This is a genomic window from Clostridium sp. E02 (genome assembly GCF_003833015.1).
GTDB lineage: Bacteria > Bacillota > Clostridia > Lachnospirales > Lachnospiraceae > Lacrimispora.
Genome location: NZ_RJLQ01000020.1, coordinates 1 through 20,442, shown reverse-complemented (window position 1 = coordinate 20,442; position 20,442 = coordinate 1). Strand labels below are relative to the sequence as shown.

The 20,442-nt window shown below is 40.6% G+C and carries 16 protein-coding genes; 5 read left to right on the top strand and 11 right to left on the bottom strand.

Annotation, left to right across the window (positions count from 1 at the left end):
• Window positions 1-239 precede the first annotated feature (239 nt).
• The 8 genes from abc-f to EFT72_RS14950 form a co-directional block, all read right to left on the bottom strand.
• The gene (gene abc-f, locus EFT72_RS14990; protein ID WP_124067733.1) at window positions 240-2,198 is read right to left on the bottom strand and encodes a ribosomal protection-like ABC-F family protein; all 1,959 of its coding nucleotides are present in this window, start codon (window positions 2,196-2,198) and stop codon (window positions 240-242) included.
• A 380-nt stretch (window positions 2,199-2,578) separates the two neighbouring features.
• Window positions 2,579-3,742: an MFS transporter gene (locus EFT72_RS14985; protein ID WP_124067732.1), complete on the bottom strand. Its 1,164-nt coding sequence runs from the start codon at window positions 3,740-3,742 to the stop codon at window positions 2,579-2,581.
• Between the two features lie 13 nt (window positions 3,743-3,755).
• Window positions 3,756-4,604: a PRD domain-containing protein gene (locus tag EFT72_RS14980; protein WP_124067731.1), complete on the bottom strand. Its 849-nt coding sequence runs from the start codon at window positions 4,602-4,604 to the stop codon at window positions 3,756-3,758.
• A 22-nt stretch (window positions 4,605-4,626) separates the two neighbouring features.
• Window positions 4,627-6,045 carry a glycoside hydrolase family 1 protein gene (locus tag EFT72_RS14975; protein ID WP_124067730.1) on the bottom strand — a complete coding sequence of 473 codons (1,419 nt, stop codon included), beginning with the start codon at window positions 6,043-6,045 and terminating at the stop codon, window positions 4,627-4,629.
• A 13-nt stretch (window positions 6,046-6,058) separates the two neighbouring features.
• A complete protein-coding gene (locus EFT72_RS14970; RefSeq protein WP_124067729.1) occupies window positions 6,059-7,999 on the bottom strand; it encodes a glucose PTS transporter subunit IIA in 1,941 nt (646 codons plus the stop codon).
• 319 nt (window positions 8,000-8,318) lie between these two features.
• A complete protein-coding gene (locus EFT72_RS14965; RefSeq protein WP_243110029.1) occupies window positions 8,319-10,214 on the bottom strand; it encodes an FAD-dependent oxidoreductase in 1,896 nt (631 codons plus the stop codon).
• A gap of 98 nt (window positions 10,215-10,312) precedes the next feature.
• Window positions 10,313-11,191: a LysR family transcriptional regulator gene (locus EFT72_RS14960; protein ID WP_124067728.1), complete on the bottom strand. Its 879-nt coding sequence runs from the start codon at window positions 11,189-11,191 to the stop codon at window positions 10,313-10,315.
• Window positions 11,192-11,531: 340 nt separating this feature from the next.
• Window positions 11,532-12,524 (bottom strand): LacI family DNA-binding transcriptional regulator, encoded by a 993-nt coding sequence (locus EFT72_RS14950; RefSeq protein ID WP_124067727.1) that lies wholly within the window; start codon window positions 12,522-12,524, stop codon window positions 11,532-11,534.
• Window positions 12,525-12,741: 217 nt separating this feature from the next.
• Here EFT72_RS14950 and rbsK point away from each other — a divergent pair, with 217 nt between their 5' ends.
• The 5 genes from rbsK to EFT72_RS14925 all read left to right on the top strand — a co-directional run bounded on the left by rbsK (window position 12,742) and on the right by EFT72_RS14925 (window position 17,570).
• On the top strand, window positions 12,742-13,629 hold the full coding sequence (gene rbsK / locus EFT72_RS14945; protein ID WP_124067726.1) for a ribokinase: 888 nt from the start codon (window positions 12,742-12,744) through the stop codon (window positions 13,627-13,629).
• A 38-nt stretch (window positions 13,630-13,667) separates the two neighbouring features.
• Window positions 13,668-14,078 carry a D-ribose pyranase gene (gene rbsD / locus EFT72_RS14940; protein WP_124067725.1) on the top strand — a complete coding sequence of 137 codons (411 nt, stop codon included), beginning with the start codon at window positions 13,668-13,670 and terminating at the stop codon, window positions 14,076-14,078.
• Between the two features lie 21 nt (window positions 14,079-14,099).
• Window positions 14,100-15,587, top strand: coding sequence for a sugar ABC transporter ATP-binding protein (locus EFT72_RS14935; RefSeq protein ID WP_124067724.1), 1,488 nt, complete (start codon window positions 14,100-14,102; stop codon window positions 15,585-15,587).
• The gene (gene rbsC, locus EFT72_RS14930) at window positions 15,587-16,528 is read left to right on the top strand and encodes a ribose ABC transporter permease (protein ID WP_124067723.1); all 942 of its coding nucleotides are present in this window, start codon (window positions 15,587-15,589) and stop codon (window positions 16,526-16,528) included. The genes EFT72_RS14935 and rbsC overlap by 1 nt, the downstream gene beginning before the upstream one ends.
• A gap of 115 nt (window positions 16,529-16,643) precedes the next feature.
• Complete coding sequence (locus tag EFT72_RS14925) at window positions 16,644-17,570, top strand: D-ribose ABC transporter substrate-binding protein (protein ID WP_347561893.1); 927 nt, start codon at window positions 16,644-16,646, stop codon at window positions 17,568-17,570.
• Window positions 17,571-17,724: 154 nt separating this feature from the next.
• Here the strand turns inward: EFT72_RS14925 and EFT72_RS14920 are convergent, their stop codons facing one another.
• The 3 genes from EFT72_RS14920 to EFT72_RS14910 all read right to left on the bottom strand — a co-directional run bounded on the left by EFT72_RS14920 (window position 17,725) and on the right by EFT72_RS14910 (window position 20,088).
• A complete protein-coding gene (locus EFT72_RS14920) occupies window positions 17,725-18,501 on the bottom strand; it encodes an SDR family oxidoreductase (protein WP_124067722.1) in 777 nt (258 codons plus the stop codon).
• Window positions 18,502-18,657: 156 nt separating this feature from the next.
• Window positions 18,658-19,554, bottom strand: a complete 897-nt coding sequence (locus tag EFT72_RS14915; protein ID WP_124067721.1) for a YafY family protein — start codon at window positions 19,552-19,554, stop codon at window positions 18,658-18,660.
• A 210-nt stretch (window positions 19,555-19,764) separates the two neighbouring features.
• On the bottom strand, window positions 19,765-20,088 hold the full coding sequence (locus EFT72_RS14910) for a hypothetical protein (protein ID WP_124067720.1): 324 nt from the start codon (window positions 20,086-20,088) through the stop codon (window positions 19,765-19,767).
• Window positions 20,089-20,442 lie beyond the last annotated feature (354 nt).

The following is a 20,442-nucleotide window of genomic DNA, read 5'->3' as shown; positions in this document are numbered from 1 at the left end:
ACATCTCCCTTCATTTTTCCGTCACTCGGAATTTATATATATAATATAACATTACTTTTTTAACTTTTCAATCTTTAAATCTAATTTTTACAGATATCTTAAACAAATACAACATTACTTCAAGGTTTCTTGCAATCGGAATCGAAAATTCACAGACATAATCTACAACTCGACATAAATTACACCATGCTTCGAAGAGTTAAATTACAGCCACTCTCCATAAAAATCACCTCGAACGCTTAATAGTGACAATTCTCCCATGTATCATAAGCAAGATACAGTTCTTTCTCCATCGTTTCTTTTTTTAATAATAGTTCCTGTAAATATTCAGAATTTGTATTATTATTGTTTATCTCTTGTTCCAAAACGTTTAATTTAGCTTCTATGGCCTCAATCTCATGCTCAAGAATCTCTAACTTTTGGGGATTTATCTTTCTGGATTTGTGATCTGTTTGGCTATATTGTTTCTCTTCTCCCCCAGTGGAAGGTTTCTTTTCATTTGACTGCTCCTCAACTTTTCCTGCCTTTTGCAATTCTTCCTGATAATACGTATAATTTCCGGGATAAGTAATAAGACGGTTATACTCAAATGACATAATTTTACCTGCAACCTTATTTATAAAATACCGGTCATGAGATACAAATAAAAGGGTTCCCTCAAATGCGGTTAAAGTTTCCTCCAGCACTTCCCTAGAATCAATATCCAGGTGATTGGTCGGCTCATCCAGAATCATGAAATTCACTTTTTCAAAGGTTAAAGAACATAACCTTAACCGGCTCTTCTCCCCACCAGATAAGAATTTTATTTTCTTATGGACATCATCTTTAAAAAATAATACTCTTGCCAATTGATTTCTGGCCACTTCATAAGTAATATTGTGATAACCTGAAAAATACTCAAGTATAGTCTGGTCTTCATCTTCAAAAACAACCTGTTGAGGCAGATAACCGATTTTTACCTGTGCACCAATTTTTACCGTACCGTAATCCGGCTTTAATTCTCCTAATATCAGCTTAAGCAGAGTCGATTTGCCGCACCCATTTTGCCCGATAATGCAGACACTATCCTGATAATGAATTTGCATATCAATATCTTTTAATAATGCTTTATCACCAAAACTTTTACTTAAGTGTTCGGTTTCTAATACCATTTTTCCGGAACGTTTTATGCTATCCTGATTCAGACGTACCTTCTTGCTTTCTAGAACCGGTTTATCCAATACTTCAATCTTTACCAGACGTTTCTCCAATTCCTTTGCCCGTTTAAACATCGCCTCACTATCTCGCATATTTCCCCAAATACGGTATCGCTCAATCTGCTTTTCCATCTGTTCGATCTTTTTTTGCTGATTGATATAATGCTTGTAGTCAATTAAGAACCGTCTCTCTTTTTCCAGTACATAATAACTATAATTTCCCATATAAATATTTGCCCGGCTAAACTCTAACTCCACAATTTTCATAACAACATGATCCAGAAAATATCTGTCATGGGATATAATCAGAACCGAACCTTTATAATCCTTTAAAAAGCCTTCCAACCATTGTGTTGTTTCTAAGTCCAGGTGATTGGTAGGTTCGTCAAGAAGCAGAATATCTGGATCTTCAAGAAGTATCTTTGCTAAAATCACTCTGGTTTTTTCTCCGCCACTTAAACTGTTAAATGGAAGCTGCTTTAAAATATCATTGATTTTAAGCCCCTCTGTAATCTTATTAATCGTCGTTTCCAGCTCATATCCCCCAGCTATTTCATACTCCTGCGTGAGCCGTCCGTAACGTAATAGTACTTTTTCAAGCTCCTCACCCGAAGAAGACTGAAGTACCCCCTCAAGCTCTGATAACCCTCTCTTCAAATCAAAAACTTTTTGAAAAGCCATGCGGATTACATCAATTGCTTTGGTATCTTCACTGTAAACAGGGATCTGATTTAAGTACCCAACCTTAACCCCTTTACGAAGATTTACCTCTCCTGCCTGATAATCTTCTGAAATCGTCTCTCCATACGAATTTTCCCCAATCTGGACATGCCCCGTATCCTCAAACCTTCCCATAATAATTTTCATAATAGTAGTTTTCCCACATCCATTTTTACCAATTAGCCCAATCCTCTCCCCTGTTTTCACCTCAAAGCTAATCGTTTCAAATATCTTGTTGGCTCCATAAAATTTCGTTAGATTATTCATACTTACTTCTATCATGACTCTACCTGACCTTTCTTATAATTAAACGCAAAAAAACCCAAAGCCAATAAGCTTTGGGTTGCAAAATCAACTATCACTGTAATAACAAATGATCTTAATCTGAATACTCCAAAATTCTTATATGGTTAACCTTGAATCTATTAAATTTGGACGCACTTCTAGCCTTAACCTGAAATAATGCGATCATAATAGATTCTAATTTTACCCATTTAAGTATCGAGTTCATATTGTTATTACCTTTCTTAGTTTAAAAATACTATATTTCCTTTATAATAAGCCAAAACACAGGTCCCGTCAAGGTGTTTTTTCTGTTCCGTATGGATAACACATGGGGATTTCCTGGCAAAATGCAGCAGCAATCAGCCACACCAGCTTTTTCATTGAGTATGGAATGTGAATCTGGAACCGAACGCTGCAATCACACAGATTACAGCCAAGAACAAATATGCTGCAGTCATGGAGAATGCACCTGCTATTTTTCCGCAAATAATTGGAAAAACTGTCATTCCAAGTGCATAGATTGCCTGGAAACAGCCCATAGCAGTCGATTTCTTTTCTGCCGGAACACTCTTCATCGCTTCGCAGGTCAAGAAAGAAAATAGAATTCCGGTTGCCATTCCAGGCAGGATTTGAAGAAAACAGATCACTGGAATGCTGGTGCTCATCGGTATGAGAATACAATAACCTGCAGTGGTGCAGAATACAAGAAATATCCAATTCTTTGGTGAGAGTACACTGCATGCCTTTGTTGAGGCAAATTTTGCCCATACAACAGCGGATAACATATAAATAATACAAGATATTCCAAGTATCCTCATATCCGCTCCGAGATTTTTAATAATCTGGGTGGTGAATGACATCGTCGTGGACATCTGCACTCCCTGCTGGACCAAAGCCAGAACAGCAAAAAATAGAAGTCGACGGTTAAAGCATACACAAAGCATATTCCTTGGTAAAGCAGTCGAACCATCTGAGCTGCTGCTTATCTGGCATTCAGTCTCCTTTATTTTACAGGCTGTAAAGGCACAGCAAATACCTGCCATCACACTAAACATACAGATCACTGGCATCCCAAGCCTTTGATAAAACAGTGTACTGGTTACAAACCCTGCAAGCATCCCCAGATTATTAGCCAGAACCAACTGGCTGGTTGCTTTTTGCTGTTCTGAAGGATATAAACTCATGTACAAAACCATAAAAGAAATCCACATGGCACTTGCAAAACCTGAGAACAGGTTTGCAAGTAAAAATCCAGTTCCGTTCTGCATAAGTATACGAAAGATGGAGGCAATCCCTGAGGAAAGACCTCCAATTATAATAAACTTCTTATGTCGGTTCCGGCAGTCTGCGAGAACTCCAACTGGAAGGCGCAACAGCATCTGCGATATACCGTAAGCACCGATAATCATTCCCACCATACCGGCCGAGGTCCCAATCCCCATCAGGTATGGAGTCTGGAATGGGATATAAACATACTGGGCAAACCAGAAAAAGATAACAGCTGCAAATAAAATTTTACTATTTTTCTTATCTATATTCATTATGTAATCCTTTTTATTTGTGTGGATTTTCCTCCAACACTCTGTGAATATGAATAGCCAGATACAGTTTTTCCTGTTCCGTCAACTGGAATTCAAAGTTCTGCTTGATATAATCGGTGATTTTGCCAGAGCATTCCCATTCACGCTGACATTTTTCGATAATACCACTCCCCAGCAAATCATTAATATCTCCGGTTAGCTGTCTTGCCTGAACCACTCTCTGCGCCAGTGCCTGAAGATGAGTCATAAACCGGCTGTAAGCTACTGTGTCGGTATCATAAGAAATACCAAATGTATATTTTACAATTTCTTTTACATCTCTCACGATTTTCATCATAAAGTTATTTTCTTTATTGAAATGAAAGCCCTTCTGGGCATTGATAAAATGAAAGGCTATGTTGCCAATCTCACTTTCTGGAAGAGAAATCCCCAAATCTCTTTTCATCTGTTTCAAAGCAAAGCAGCCCACGTTATATTCATTGGGGTTAAAGCGTTTCACTTCCTGAGAATAGAAGCCAGGAAAAATAAGACTCTCCTGAAATCTTCTTACAGCAAATGCAAGGTGGTCCGTCAGAGCCAGCCAAATGTGATCCATAAGGATCATCTGGTATGTGTTTTTTGCATAGTCAATGGTATCTTGGGCAACTCCAAAGATGACAGCGTCCGTTTCTGCTGCCAGACGTATAATATCTCTGGATATATTTCTGTTTCGAAGAACAAAAATCTTATCCTTTTCATCCATTAGCAAAGTTTCACCAATGGATTTGCGAAAACCAATTCCTTTTCCCATAAGGATGACTTCTGCCCCATTGTCATCCAGTGCCAGAACGACCGAAGTATTTAATACTTTCACCACCCGCATTTATAGTATTCTCCTTTGTTCTCTATAGTTCATCCCCGTTTGTTTTAATTACATTTTGATACCAGTAATAACTGTCTTTCTTAATTCTCTTTAATTCCTTTATGTCATGATCTTGTCGGTCAATGTAGATAAATCCATAGCGTTTCTTAAAGCCCTGGTGCGAACTGAGAATATCCATAACAGACCATGGACTGTATCCCATTAAGTCTACACCGTCACCTATGGCATCAGAACATGCCTGTAAATGACTACGGATATAATTAATGCGGTAATCATCATGGATTTTACCGTCTTCTGCCACAACGTCTGCAGTTCCAAGACCATTTTCCGTAATTATAAGTGGCAGATGATAACGCTGGTAATATTCATTTAATACAATTCTCAGACCCATTGGATCGATCTGTGCACCATACTCACTCGCTTTAAGATTCATATTTTTTTCATCCCGGCAGCTGCCGTACTGATCAAAATCGACTTCATTTCCTCGATAAACACGTTCCCCTGCAGGGTGCTCTTTCGTGGCAGGAAGGTAGCTGCTGCAAAGAGTACGATAATAATTTAAAGCAATGTAATCAATCTTCGCTCTCTTTAAAATCGCTTTATCTTCTGGCATCATAACAGGTACAATGTTGCGCTCTTCCAAATATCGCATATAATAGCCTGGATACTCACCATACATATGCATATCCAGACAGTAGTTTGTCTTTAGCCAGTCATTCATCTTAGCAGACCATACATCATCTGGTTTGTTTGTCAACGGATACGTACAGGTAGAAGATACTGCAGGCCCAATATTCCCATCTTTTATCTGTTCATGGCAGGCATTCACTGCCATAGCATGTCCGAGAAACATGTGATAGTCCATCTGCGCACGGATCTTATCTGCCTTCCAAATATCTGTTTCATTGATATTCATTCGTTCATTTACACGGATCATCAGATTCTGCTCGTTTATAGGCTGCCAGTATTTTACGCGGTCACCAAAGGCTTCAAAACAAATTTTTGCATACCGTTCAAAGGCAAATGCGCAGTCTCTACTTTCCCATCCATTGTATTTTTCAACCAAAGCATACGGAAGATCAAAGTGGTATAAGGTAACAAATGGCTGGATGCCATGTTCAAGCAGGCAGTTGAGTACATTGTTATAAAAATCAATGCCCTTCTGATTTACTTCACCGTCGCCGTCTGGAATCATTCTTGCCCAAGATAATGAGAAACGGTAAATTTTCATACCCATTTCCTTCATCAGAGCGATATCTTCTTTCCAGTGATGATAGAAATCGCTTGCAACCTTACTGTCGGCCTGTTTTTCGGAACGTTTAAAGGAGTTAAAGTCAGCAACAGTCATGCCTTTCCCATCTTCATCCCATCCACCTTCGATCTGAAATGCGGAAGAAGAAGCTCCCCACAAAAAGTTTTTTGGGAATTTTGCAGTTTTCATTTATTTTCTCCTTTTATTTTTCTATTGAAATTACATTACGGTTTACATCGGCATTTCCACTGGAAATGACGTTAACATTTTTATAAGCAGCGCCATTGGACACGATCACACATACAGTTGTGTCATATCCATTTTCTTTCAGTTTATCAATATCAAAGCTTACCAGCTTCGTCCCCTTCGTAACGTTCTGACCACTTTCAACGAAGCTTTTGAAGTACTTCCCATTTAATTCAACGGTATTGATACCAACGTGTATCAAAAGCTCAATATTATCAGCCAATTGTAATCCAATGGCATGTTTTGTTTCATATACTAAAGCTACGGTACAGTCAGCCGGAGCAACAACTTCACCCGTTTTTGGGATGATACCGATCCCTTTGCCCAGAACCCCGGAAGCAAATACTTCGTCATTGATAGTGTTCATTGGAATCACTTTACCAGCAACCGGAGCACCGATCATAACGTCAGCTGATGGAACCTCCATGAATGTTTCAGTGGTTTCAGAAGTAGGAACGTCATCCCCACCGATCCGTTTCGAAGCTAATTTAGGAAGATCGTCTTCAAAGCCTACGATATAAGTAAGGATAGCAGCACCAAAAAATGCAACTGCGATACCAAGCAGATAAGCGATGAAACGACTGAGGCTTACACCTTCGCCCCAGTAAGACATAATGGTAAGGACACCATTGTTTGCAAAACCAGTATTAACAGCACGGCCAATCCCCATGACAGCACCACCTGCTGCACCTGCGATCACTGCACAGATCATAGGTTTTTTCAGACGAAGATTACATCCGTAGATTGCAGGCTCGGTAACACCTACCAGCCATGCAGAAAGTGAGCCAGAAGCCGCAACCTGTTTTAAATTTGGACTCTTTGTTTTGAACATAACACCAAGTGCAGCTCCTGCCTGAGCAAAGTTTGCAGAACCAGCGAAACACATCAAAGTATTCGTACCCGTCAGGGCAACATCATTTAAACCGATTGGAAGCAATGCTCTGTGAGCACCAAAGATAACAAATACGCCCCATAAACCTCCGACGATAATTCCCCCAAGAATTGGGCTAAAGCTATATAATGCTGTATAAAGCCATTGTACTACATAACCAACATAGATACCGACAGGTCCTACAACCACAAGCATAACAGGTACCATAACGATCAGTGAAATACCAGGAATCAAAATCAGCTGAAGTATTTCAGGAACAATTTTTTTCAACTGCTTTTCCAGAAAGTATAGCACGAGAACACCGAGGAGAATCGGAATTACCGACTCCGTATAAGCAAATACCTTGGAAGATTCCCCAACGGTAAATGCCATCTTAACAACAGGAAGACCAATAATGGTAGATCTAGTAGCAACGTCCTGTACCATGGCATCAATCGTTGGGTGGCATAAAAGTCCTCCAAGCACCATAGCAATAACCTGGCTGCATTTTAATGCTTTTGCGGCCGTATATGCCAGGAAAATTGGCATAAAGAAAAAGATGATATTACTAGCAGTATTCATAATGATGTATGTACTGTTAGTCGTATCAAAACCAGGCATCTTACCTGCGGCGGCAAGGAGACCTTTGATTAAACCTGCAGCAGCAATTGCTGGAACAAGTGGAGTAAAGATTTCAGATATTTTCTGAAGAACGGTATTTAAAAGGCTCTGCTTTTCTTCCGGGATATCAATATCAGAAGCTTCTTCGCCTACAATCTCATCTCCAAGTATCTCAACGGCAGCATCAAAAATCTTTGTAACCTTATTTCCGCATACGACCTGGAATTGCCCACCCGCTACTACAACAGAGATAACACCTTCCAGTCGCTCTACAACTGCCTTATCGGCAAAAGAGGTGTTCTTTAATACGAAACGAAGCCTTGTAAAGCAATGGGTCATACCTTTGATGTTGTCTTTGCCTCCGACATTTTCAATAATGTCACTGGCAATTTTATTATAATCCATACATTACCTCCTGATTATTGTTGTTAATTTTTGATTTTTAACAGTTATATGTGAATCATTGGCCAATGATCTTGTTCATAAACATAAAAAAAGATCTAACAAACAAACTATATGCAATCTACATCGCATAAAAGAAAATTTGTCAGATCTTGCCTGCTTTACCAGTAACAGTCTTCCTACGTTTATTAACTTACTTAATATTCTACAGTAATTCTTGTAAAAAATCAAGAAGTAATTTGCCCTTGTTGGCTTGAATCATTAATTTTATACAAGAGTTCCGCCGCCATCTACGATTATGAATTGGCCAATTCTATCTCACTTACAAGTCCATAGCCAAGGCGTGCCCCATCTTCACGGCATTATACAGGGTCCCTCCCTTCCTAGCACAGTCTCCCAGGATATAGGTCTCCTCCACCAGATGGGAAAGTGCCTCCACTTCCTCTTCATCCGTGCGAACTCCCAGAGACAGAACCACTGTATCACACGTAAGCAGCTCCCGGCTTATGTCTTTCCGGCTGATTATCGCCCCTTCCTCCGTTACATCTTCAAGTTTTACTTCACAGATAAATGTAACGCCTGCTTCCAGAAGCAGTTTCTTAAGTCCGATTATGCTGATATGAACGCCATCTGCGCCAATCCTGCTCTCCGGAATCATATCAATAATTCTTACTTTCTTTCCCTCTCTGGCCAGAGCGAGGGCTGCTTCCATTCCGGTAAAGCCAGCTCCTACCACAATCACGTCGCTGCCGGTTTCAGCTTTTTTCAATTCCACATCTCCTACCCATACCACCTTGCCGCTTTTACTGGCTGTAAACGCCGGAAGAATCGGCTTTGAACCAATTCCAAGAAATACTGCATCGGGATTTTCCTTATGGATCTCGTTTGCAGTGGCATTGGTATTCAGGCAGACACGGATATTCTTATGATTCATAACCGTATAAACCGACCAATCCAGATATTTTTTTAAATCAGCTTTAAATTCAGCTGCACATGCCATACGCAAAGCTCCGCCTAATTCCTTCTCTTTTTCCAGTATCACTACCTGATGTCCGCGGTCAGCCGCCGTACGCGCTGCTTCTAGATTCCCGGGTCCTCCGCCCACCATGACCACCTTTTTTTTGCCTGCTTTGGATTGTGTCCCTGAATACCAGGTTTCCCTGCCTATTTCCGGATTCACTGCACAGCAGATTCCAAGCATTTTTGAATGAGTCTCGTTAATACAAGTATTGCAACGGACGCAGGGCCGGATATCGGAAGAATTACCAGCCTTGGCCTTCCTAATGCAAAGAGGGTCGGCCAGCATATTCCTCATCATTGCAACCATATCCACATCTCCCTGTTCAACGACTTCAGCCGCCAGATCCAGATTAAAACCACCCACTACACTTACAGGTATCGAAAGTTCTTTTTTAAATACTTTGGCAGCCTCCAGGTTTAAGGCTCTTGGAAAGTATGCAGGCGAAAAAATATAAGGAAGCAATGAATCTTCTTCCAACAATCCTCTGGAAATATGAAGAAGATCTATTTTATCCTGGATTTTTTTTGTATAATTAAGAGTTTCTTCTATTCCCATGCCGTCAGCCGTCAATTCTTCCGCGCTGATACGGTATTCTATGGCAAGCTTGTCCCCCACTTCCCTACGCACTGCATCAAGGAGTTCTTCTCCAAAACGGCACCTATTTTCAAAAGACCCGCCATATTCGTCGTTTCGTTTGTTGTACTTTTCTGAAAAAAACATACCGGGCACATTTCCATGTCCTCCATGAATCATGATCATATCAAACCCTGCTTTTAAGCAAAAATCAGCTGCCTTTGCGTATTCGTCAATCAGCTCCCGGATCTCTTCCCTCGACGACTGGGTGGCTACTGCAAATCCGGGGCTTAGCATCTGCCTTACGGGAACCAGTTCAATGCTGGCCAGACAACCGTATATATGCATGATTTCCGTTATTTCTGCATATTCGGATATCAGTCCTGGATTCGCCAGCCATGGGACTTTCCCACCCAAAGGCTGTTTGTTAATATCGGACACACCTACCGTGACTATTCCCGCACCGGAACGCGATATGTCCTTCATATATGCCCTGAATTTTTCATTTCCTGATCCGTCCGAATTGTTTAAAAAAGCTCCTGCTGGTGCAATCTCAATTCTGTTTTGTGCTTTATGCCTGCCAATCTGAATGGGTTGAAACAATTTATTATGATAATCCACCATTATCTCTTACTCCTCCGTCTTTATGGTATAGTCCTGCTACAAATTTACTATATCATAAATCCGTCTTATGGCTGATCGGAAAAACAGATACTGCAATCCTATTTACTTATATTAATATAATCCAGAAATTTTCTCAGGCATGGATTCTGGTTCTCCTTTAAATAGATCAGTCCTGTTTCTATTTTATGGTCCGGTACCGGTGTTTCCTTTAAAACAAGTTCCCGGTTCAGTTGGAGACCCCGGCTGGGAACCACGGATATTCCCTGATTCATCTCCACCATCATCCGTAACACGGAAGCATTCTGTACTCGGATTATGTGCTCCGGATCATCCGCCTGTCTGAAGAAATGCAAATAATGATCGTAGAGTCTGGTATTCTCAAGAGGCGATATGAGAATATGGGTCTGCTTAGACAATTCCTCAATGGTTATATTTTTTATCTTTGCGAGATAATGTTCCCGGCTTAAGAGAATTCCTGTCTCTGACTCCATCAGTTTCCTATAACCGATTTTTGCATGATTTACAAAATCATAAGGCCATGAAAACATAAGATCATAACGGCAGGATATAAGACCTTCCTCATAGCCCTCATAATTTACTGGCAAAAACAGCAGTTGGATCTCAGGCTTTGCTTTATGAAACCCCCTGATCCTGTCAATGAAAATACTCTCTTCTTCGTATCCGCATATTCCAATGGTAAGCGTTCCCTTCTCTCCTTTTGCAATGCGCTTCATCTTTTCTACGGACAAAGCGTTTCTCTCTATAATGGCCTTTGCATCTTCATAATACACCTTCCCGGCAGCAGTCAGCTCCACCTTGTGACTATCCCGGTAAAACAGTTCAATCCCCAGCTCTTTTTCCAGCATATTAATCTGCTGGCTAATTGCAGACTGGGCTATATGGCACTCTCTCGCTGCCTTCGTAAAGCTTTTTAGCTTTGCCACACTTACGAAATATTCCAACCGGTATAAACTCATTCTTAGTTCTCCTCTGTGCAACTGTAAATACTCATTTCAATTTTCTTTTCTAATTATAACTGACAACCTAAACGATTGTGAATAAAAAGATGAAGAATTGTTTACCATGCATGCCGTTCAAGTATTAAGTGGGTTAAATTGGATCCTAGTAGGTTCTTAATAAACTTTCGATGTCGATACGAGACCCGTTTATAACGGAAATTGCCAAAAGTGTTTAGCCTGTATTAATCATTGCCCACAGACCGCTATACGGCTACTCCCCCTATAACTCCAAGTTTAACGACTTAAACTTTTCCAACAGATATCCCATCTTAAATGTTATTTCTCCACGGGATTCTTGTCATCGGATGATCAACTTGGGCAAAAGACAGATCTCCTGGCTATCCATGTCCTCTTTCGCCTGCAGACAACTCTGCAGCACCTTCCATGAACGCATCCCCAGTTCCTTGATATCCTGATCAACACTGGATATCTTTATCCCGAATAGAAAATCCGATAGCAGGTTATCATAACTTACGATCATATAGTCCTCTGGAACACGAACCCCGCACTCCATAAATTTCTTAAGTAGACCGAGCGCCATCATGTCATTGCTGACAAAGATTGCTGTGCAATCCGTCTTCATGATCTGCTCTCCTGCCTGATACCCCCCCTCCATTCGATAGTTAGCTGGAATGATATATTCCTTCGGTACCTTTATACCATACTCCTCCATTGCCATCCTGTAACCATTGATGCGGGAAAGCGCATTGTTCGATATATAAGTATTACAGATGCATGATATCCTACGGTGCCCTTGCTCTAGCAGATAATTCGTTGCAAGGTAGGAACCGGTCACATTATCAAAATATACCTTATTACAGGTAAAATCCATTACCCTGTCAATCATAACGAAGGGTACCGGAAGGTGAGTAAGTTTCCCCTCCAGCTCCTCCTGATGAAGATAAGCCTCATTGGAGATTACCAAAAACAGTCCGTCTATGCCCCTGGATATGAGAAGATCGATGAGAAGCCCATCCTCCTCGTAACTATCATTCGAATTAACAATAACAAGGGCGTACCCCTTCTTCCTCACCTCCATCTCTAAGGTTTTTGCCAACTTGGAAAAAAATAGGTTCTCGATATCCGGTATGATAAGTCCTAACGTCTTCGTCTGCCTCGTTACCAGGCTTTGCGCCACAACATTTGGCCGATACTTGTTCTCTTGCGCTATCTTTCTAATCAGATCACTTGTCTGCTTTGAGATACGGTTTGGTTTCTTATTTAGAACCAAGGATACACTACTTGGTGAAACACCCGCTTGCTTGGCTATCTCTTTTAAAGTTATCGACATAACTAACTCCTATCCACTACTGCTGCTTTTATGATTCTCAAGATTCTTCTATCTTTCATTATAGTTATAATTTACATAAAAGGCAATATGCATTTGTCACAAGGTAAATCGTTTTATCTTTTCCATAATATATATTATTGACAAACTGGCAAAAACACTTTATTATATAGATACAAAGTTGATAAAACGTTTTATCAGAAGAATGGAGAGATGTGTAATGAAGCTTGGCGTAATTGGTAGTATCAATATGGATATGACCGTCACAACAGATAGAATACCAGGCAAAGGCGAAACGATTATGGGAAATGACATATCCTATATCCCTGGCGGGAAAGGTGCGAATCAGGCAGTCGCTGCTGCAAGACTTGGAGCAAACGTTACAATGTTTGGCTGCGTTGGGAATGATGATGCAGGAAAAACCCTTCTTGAAAATATGAAAAGGGAAGGCATACAAACTGGGCGCATCCGGGTCGTTGACGGTGTATCAACGGGTATCGCAATCATCACGGTCGCTGAGAACGATAACTGTATCCTGGTAATCGCAGGTGCAAACAACATGGTGGACATTGCATACGTAGACAGTATAGCGAATGAACTTCTAACCTGCGATGTGGTACTGCTGCAGCATGAGATTCCACAGGAAACGGTTGAGTATGTGATCGAGCTATGCCATAGGAAGGGAATCATGGTAGTCTTAAACCCAGCACCAGCCAGACCGGTACGCCGGGAGATCATCGATCAGATTGATTTCCTAACACCGAACGAGCACGAGGCCGTCATTATCTTCGGATCAAAGATCAGTACAGAGGAGCTTTTAAGGAAGTACCCGCAAAAGCTTGTAATCACGCAAGGCTCCAGAGGGGTAAGCGTATGCAACGAATCCGGTGAGGTTCTCCTCCTTCCTGCCAGGAAAGCGAACGTAGTCGATACGACGGGAGCTGGCGATACGCTAAATGGAGCATTTACTGTAGCAATTGCAGAAGGTAAGGGGATTGAGAATGCTCTGCAGTTTGCCAATGTTGCAGCCAGCCTTTCGACAGAGAAGTTTGGAGCCCAGGGTGGAATGCCTAACTACGAAGAAGTTATGAAGGAGCTTACGTGTTGAAGTGATTATCCCTACCAGCGATATGAGGAGGATTCAATATGAAGAAGTCTGGAATTTTAAACAGCGATATATCAAGAGTGCTATCCTATATGGGGCATACCGACACCCTTTGCATTGGTGACTGCGGTCTGCCGATTCCGGCAGATACGGAACGAATCGATCTCACGGTACGTTTCGGAAGTCCTTCCTTCATGGAGGTACTAAGTGCAATCGCTGAGGATATGGTGTTCGAACGAGTTGTTCTGGCGGAAGAGATTAAGACACAGAACCCCGCTATCCTAACACAAATACAGGAATTATTAAATAGAAGGAACGCAAAGATAGAGATAGAATTCGTTTCTCACGTGCAGTTAAAAGAACGAACAAAAGGATGTAAAGCGGTTCTTCGTACAGGTGAGACGACTCCTTATGCAAATATAATCCTGGAATCTGGCTGTATCTTTGCATAAGAAGGATGGGAGGAATGCAAAATGAGAATTGAAATGCAAAAGATTTGTAAGGCATTTGGAGGGAATCAGGTGCTTTGTGATGCTGGCTTTCAGCTCGAGAATAGCGAAGTTCATGCACTCATGGGCGAGAACGGTGCAGGAAAATCCACATTAATGAAAATACTTACAGGTGTCTATACGAAGGATTCCGGAACCATCCTGGTCGATGGCAGGGAGGTTACCTACCTTAATCCGCAGGAAGCGGAAAAGGCAGGTATCGTGTTTATCCATCAGGAGCTAAACGTACTCTTTGATCTGACCGTAGAGGAGAACCTCTTTCTCGGTAAGGAGATAACGAATTCCCTTGGTATCTGCAATCGGAAAGCGATGCGTGCAAAGACGAAAGAGATACTAGGAATGCTAGGTGTTCGTATACCTACCAGTAAGGTAATGTCCGAACTATCCGTTGGCCAGCAACAGATGATTGAAATCTGCAAAGCCCTCATGGTAGACGCAAAGGTTATTATCATGGATGAACCTACTGCTGCTCTGACCCAGAGTGAGACGAAAGTCCTCTTTGAGGTAATCCATAACCTTCAAAAGCGAGGCGTATCCATCGTATATATCTCCCACCGTATGGAGGAAATCTTCGAGCTATGCGACCGAATTACCGTTCTTAGAGATGGCAATTACGTTGGCACAAAAAATAGAGCAGAGACGGATATGAACGACATCGTTAAGCTGATGATTGGACGTGAGATTGGAGAGCGCTACCCTGCCCGTAACTTTACCATTGGGGAAGAAATGTTCCGTGTAGAAGGTTTGACTAAGAAAGATGTATTTGACCATGTAAGTTTTACCGTTCATGCTGGGGAAGTTCTTGGAGTATCCGGCCTTATGGGAGCCGGACGTACCGAGATCATGCAGGCAATTTTCGGTAACCTTCCATATGAGGAAGGAAGCATATACATCGGGAATCAAAAGTGCAATATCAGCAGTCCAGAACAAGCGATCCAACTGGGAATCGGTTTCATTACGGAGGACCGCAAGAGTGAGGGACTGATGCTTGAGGAGACGATTCAGAAGAACATAACACTTACCAACCTAAGTAGTGTGTCAAATGGAAAAGGTATCCTGCGTAGGAAATCAGAGAACGACCTGATCGCAAAGGCGATTAAGGAGCTTCATATCCGCTGCATCGGACCACAGCACGAATGCCACAACTTAAGCGGTGGAAACCAACAAAAGGTTGTAATCGCGAAATGGATCTATACGAATCCTAAAATTCTTATCTTCGATGAGCCAACAAGAGGTGTCGATATCGGAGCGAAGAAAGAGATCTACAATATCATTAACGTGTTAGCAAAGAAAGGGGTGGCAATCATTATGGTATCCTCGGAACTGCCGGAAGTACTGGGAATGAGTGATCGAATCATGGTCGTTCGGGAAGGAACGGTTCGAGGTATCCTATCGAGGGAAGAAGTCAACCAGGAAAAAATTATGACTTTAGCAACAGGGGGTAATATCTGATGAACAAGAAGAAAAATAAATTAATATACTATGCGCAAGATTTTGGAGCACTGATTGCTCTCGTTCTGCTGGTGATTGGTATCAGCTTTGTAAGCCCGCAGTTTCGGACCGTTGATAACTTCCTATCGCTCCTGCGTCAATCTTCTATTAACGGTTTCATCGCTTTTGGTATGACATTCGTTATCCTGACAGACGCGATTGACCTATCCGTAGGATCGGTACTAGCACTCTCCACCGTGCTCTGTGCAGGGATGATAACTGCTGGTGTACCCGTTGGTATCGCACTCCTGCTAGCCTTAGTCATCGGTGCACTACTTGGCCTAATGAGTGGTATTCTCGTAACGAAAGGCAGGTTACAGCCTTTCATCGCAACACTCATCACAATGACAGTATACCGTGGTTTAACCATGATCTATACGAATGGAAAGCCAATCTCCAACCTTGGGAATAGCTTTGTACTAAAACTAATTGGAAAGGGGAGCTTCTTGGGCGTTCCCATTCCGGTAATCCTTCTTATCGCAGTCTTCCTGCTCTTCCTCTTCCTTCTTACGAAGACAACCTTTGGACGGCGCATATATGCAACTGGAAGTAACTGGAAGTCAGCGAAACTCGCCGGCGTTAACATCAGCAGAACGAAGATCATTGCTTACGTAATCTCTGGGGCAATGGCTGCATTATCTGGTCTCATCCTTCTATCAAGACTTAACTCCGCACAGCCCACCCTTGGTACAGGCTATGAGCTTGATGCGATCGCTGCCGTTGCTCTTGGCGGAACAAGTATGAGCGGTGGACGTGGTAAGATCTATGGTACCTTCATCGGGGTTCTTATCATCGCCGTACTGAATAACGGACTCAATATCCTTGGCGTATCCTCCTATTATCAGGCTGTTATCAAGGGAATCGTTATCCTGGTAGCCGTTCTATCTGATAGAAAACGTTAACACTTATATATATTTTTTCAGAGAACGTAATGGATTCGTTCCATCGGCTCTTCCGACTACGTTTTCACCCAAAACATAATTTTCAAGCCAGTTGGCAGAAAGGAAAATAGGTATAATGATGAAAATTAAAAAATTAATTGGCACACTTTTAGCAGGAATGATGATGGTAGTTATGGTAGGATGCAGTGGGGTTAAAATGGAGGGGGAAGCCGAGAACAATACAGCCAACAAGAAATCTGATACGATTGGCTTCTCCATCTCAACACTGAACAACCCCTTCTTTGTAACCCTGTCCGATGGCGCAAAGAAGACGGCGAAGGACAATGGGATTGAACTAATCGTAGTGGATGCAGGCGATGATGCTGCGAAACAGGCAAGCGATATTGAAGACCTCATCTCTAAGAATGTTGGTGTACTCATTGTTAACCCAGTAGATTCTGATGCGGTTGCACCATCTGTGGAATCCGCGATCGCAAAAGGCATCCAGGTTATCTCTGTGGACCGTGTGGTAAATGGTGTTGAAGTTGCATGCCAGATCGCTTCCGATAACGTAGCTGGTGCTAAGATTGCAACGGAATACCTGAAGGAGTTGGTTGGTAACGATGCTAAGGTTGCTGAACTTCAAGGCGTTCCTGGAGCATCTGCAACGATTGACCGAGGAGCAGGTTTCCATGAGGTAGCTGATACTTCTTTCAAAGTAGTTGCCAGCCAGACTGCTAATTTCAACAGAGCGGAAGGTATGACAGTTATGGAGAATATCCTTCAAGCAGACAGTACGATCGTAGGTGTATTCGCTCACAATGATGAGATGGCACTTGGCGCAATCGAAGCGATCTCAGCCGCCGGAAAGGACATCAAGGTCGTAGGATTCGATGCTACGGATGATGCGAAGGCTGCTGTTGCTGAAGGTAAAATGGCAGCTACGGTCGCTCAGAAACCGGAACTTATGGGACAAACAGCTATCGAAACAGCGAAAAAATTAATTGCTGGTGAGGCCGTTGAAAAGTCAATTCCTGTTGAAGTTGAGCTGATCAAGAAATAAATACCTGTTATCGCGATTGTATCAGAAAGCTCCTCCCTGCAAGGTTACGTAAGCCTAGCAGAGAGGAGCTTTTCTTCTTTAGAAAATCGTTGGTGCACCGGATCATTTGATAATTAAGTGTCATCTTTGTACTACTGCCAGTTGAAACGCAATCTTATACGAGAGTTCCGCCGCCATCTACGATTATGAACTGGCCCTGAACATAGCTGGAACTATCACTGGAAAGATAGAGAACTGTACCATTTAATTCTCCATTTCTTCCTGGACGTCCTGTAGGATTCGATGTATTATATTGGTTTACAAATTTTTCTGACTTAAATAAAGTTTTAATCGTCATCTCACTTTCAAAAAGACCCGGTCCAATGGCGTTCACAGTAATTCCATATTTGGCATAAGATGCTGCCATACCTCTTGTTAAGCCAACCACTGCGGCTTTGGAGGAATTATAGGAATGTCTGATGAATGCATCAAACTTATCTGCAACAACTGCATTTACGGATGCAATATTAATAATTTTACCATAGCCTCTTTCCTTCATCGGTGGAAGTGCATATTTGCTTGCTAAAAAGATTCCCTTCACATTCGTATCAAAGGTTTTATCCCAATCTTCCACGGACATGCTGTCTACGCCGCCACGAACAGCAACTCCTGCATTATTTAACAAAATATCAATGTGCCCGAAGGTATCAAGCACGGATTGCATTGCTATTTTTACACTTTCCTCATTTGTAATATCACATGCAACAGCAACTACTTTTCTGCCTGTTTTCTCAATTTTTGCTTTTACTTCGTTTAACTTTTCAATACGTCTTGCCAGTAATGCAACGTCTGCACCTGCTTTTGCATAAGCGAATGCCGCATCTGCACCAAGCCCTGAACTTGCTCCTGTTACTACAGCTACTTTTCCAGTTAAGTCAAATAATTTTTCCATATTAATATACATCCTTTCTTTTTATTAATTGAGACTTTTTGAGTTTTTAAATTCCATTATTGGTGTTCCTTTTTCTAGTATATCCCGAAGATTCTTATCACGTTTCCAATGCGATTTTCTCTATTTATTATAATCTTTAAATCCTGACATGTAATGTCAATATTTATTTTTTTCGTATATTTTAAATGCTTGTTCTGCTAAAATTTTTTTAATATATTTAGGTTCAATTATTTCTACGTGAGATCCAAAGGATAGTAAAAATCCAACAAACCAAGAATCTAGGGGAATCCGAGTGGTGACAAGCAACGCACCATTTTCAAGCCATGTAATATCTGTTCGTTGAAATTCATCAAAAACACGATACGACATTTCTTTCGAAAACAGAAGTTTTATATTCGTATATTCCTGAACTGCACTCTCTTTCTGCTTCGTAAATACAAATTTCGAAAAGTTTTCATCTAAAATATTAAAATCTAAAATACGGGTTAACTTGAATATTCGATAATCTTCTTTTTCAACACAGTATGCTTTCACATACCATGCCTTTGATTTGTACAGTAATTTTAACGGATATATCTTTCTTAGCGCATAAGATTCATTAGAACCTACATAATTTATTCTTACCGCTTTTTTATTAATAATAGCTGATTTCAATAACTCAAACTTTTCATTATCCTTTTGGTTATTATTCCATCTTGAAAAATCTACTTCAATCCAATTCTCTGTTCTTACATTAAATATGGCGGAAAGTTTATTGATCGTATGATTGCTATCAAAACTATTTGTTACATTAACACTTTGTAATGCAGTGAGTATTTCCTGTTTTTCCGAATCGGACAAGACAGCCTTATCTAATACAAAACTATTCATTAAATAGATTCCGCCATTTCTCCCTGCTTCTGCAAAAACTGGTATCCCTGCACCACTTAATTTATCTACATCTCTATAAATTGTTCGAATGGATACTTCAAATTTTTCTGCTAATTCGGGTGCAGTTGCATGTCCCTTATGTAATAAATAATACACGATCTTAAACAGTCTACTTTCCTTCACATATTATTCCCCCTTCAAATACTGTATATCGCCTAAACCTTGTCATCTCATGTCATATTTTATTATATCAATTCAAATTTATTAATCAACCTCAAATAAATGAACCAAAAATAATGATCCCTTATTTCTACAATAATTACAAAAAAGAGACACAAGAATGAAAACCATTAAATACCAGTAATCATTCCTGTGTCGCCTTTATCATTAGACCTAATTATCCTTTTGGCTAAGTTTTTTCTTTCTTTCTTTCAGTATTTTTTCTAGTTTTTCAATTTTTTCTTTATCTTTCTTTTCATGCTTTAACAATGTTCCTACTAAACTAGGTATAGGAATACCATCTCCACTTTTCTGAAACGGATTGATATATTCTTTATCCATCAGTTTTCTGAGAACGGATTGTACTTTATTATTACCTAGCGATTCATCTTTTTTCGCAATTTGTGATGCTGCCAGTGTATTTTTATTATTCCTTAATGTACTCATAACATCCATTTCTCTTTTTGTTCGTAATAATCGATTCTTTACTCTAGGCATTTTAATCTCTCCTTAACACCTTTGCTGTGTATGATACTTTTATGATATAACAACACATCTAACATGTCAATGATATAAATGTTGTAATATTGCAACATTAGTTATTTGTTTTTATTAAAATATTATATTTTTTTATTAATATATCTTGATCTTCGTATATAATTATGGATTATACACCAGTCAAAGATTCGAGGGATGTGTGGATGCCAAGCATATAATATTTATAACTGTCAACCGTTTTTGAAAATGTCCCGAAAAAGTTTTAACATAAGCACCAGTTTTCTGGTGCTTGATTTAACCAGGTACTATTAGTTTTTGGGTAACTTTAATAAAACTACAGTTACCTGCTTGTAA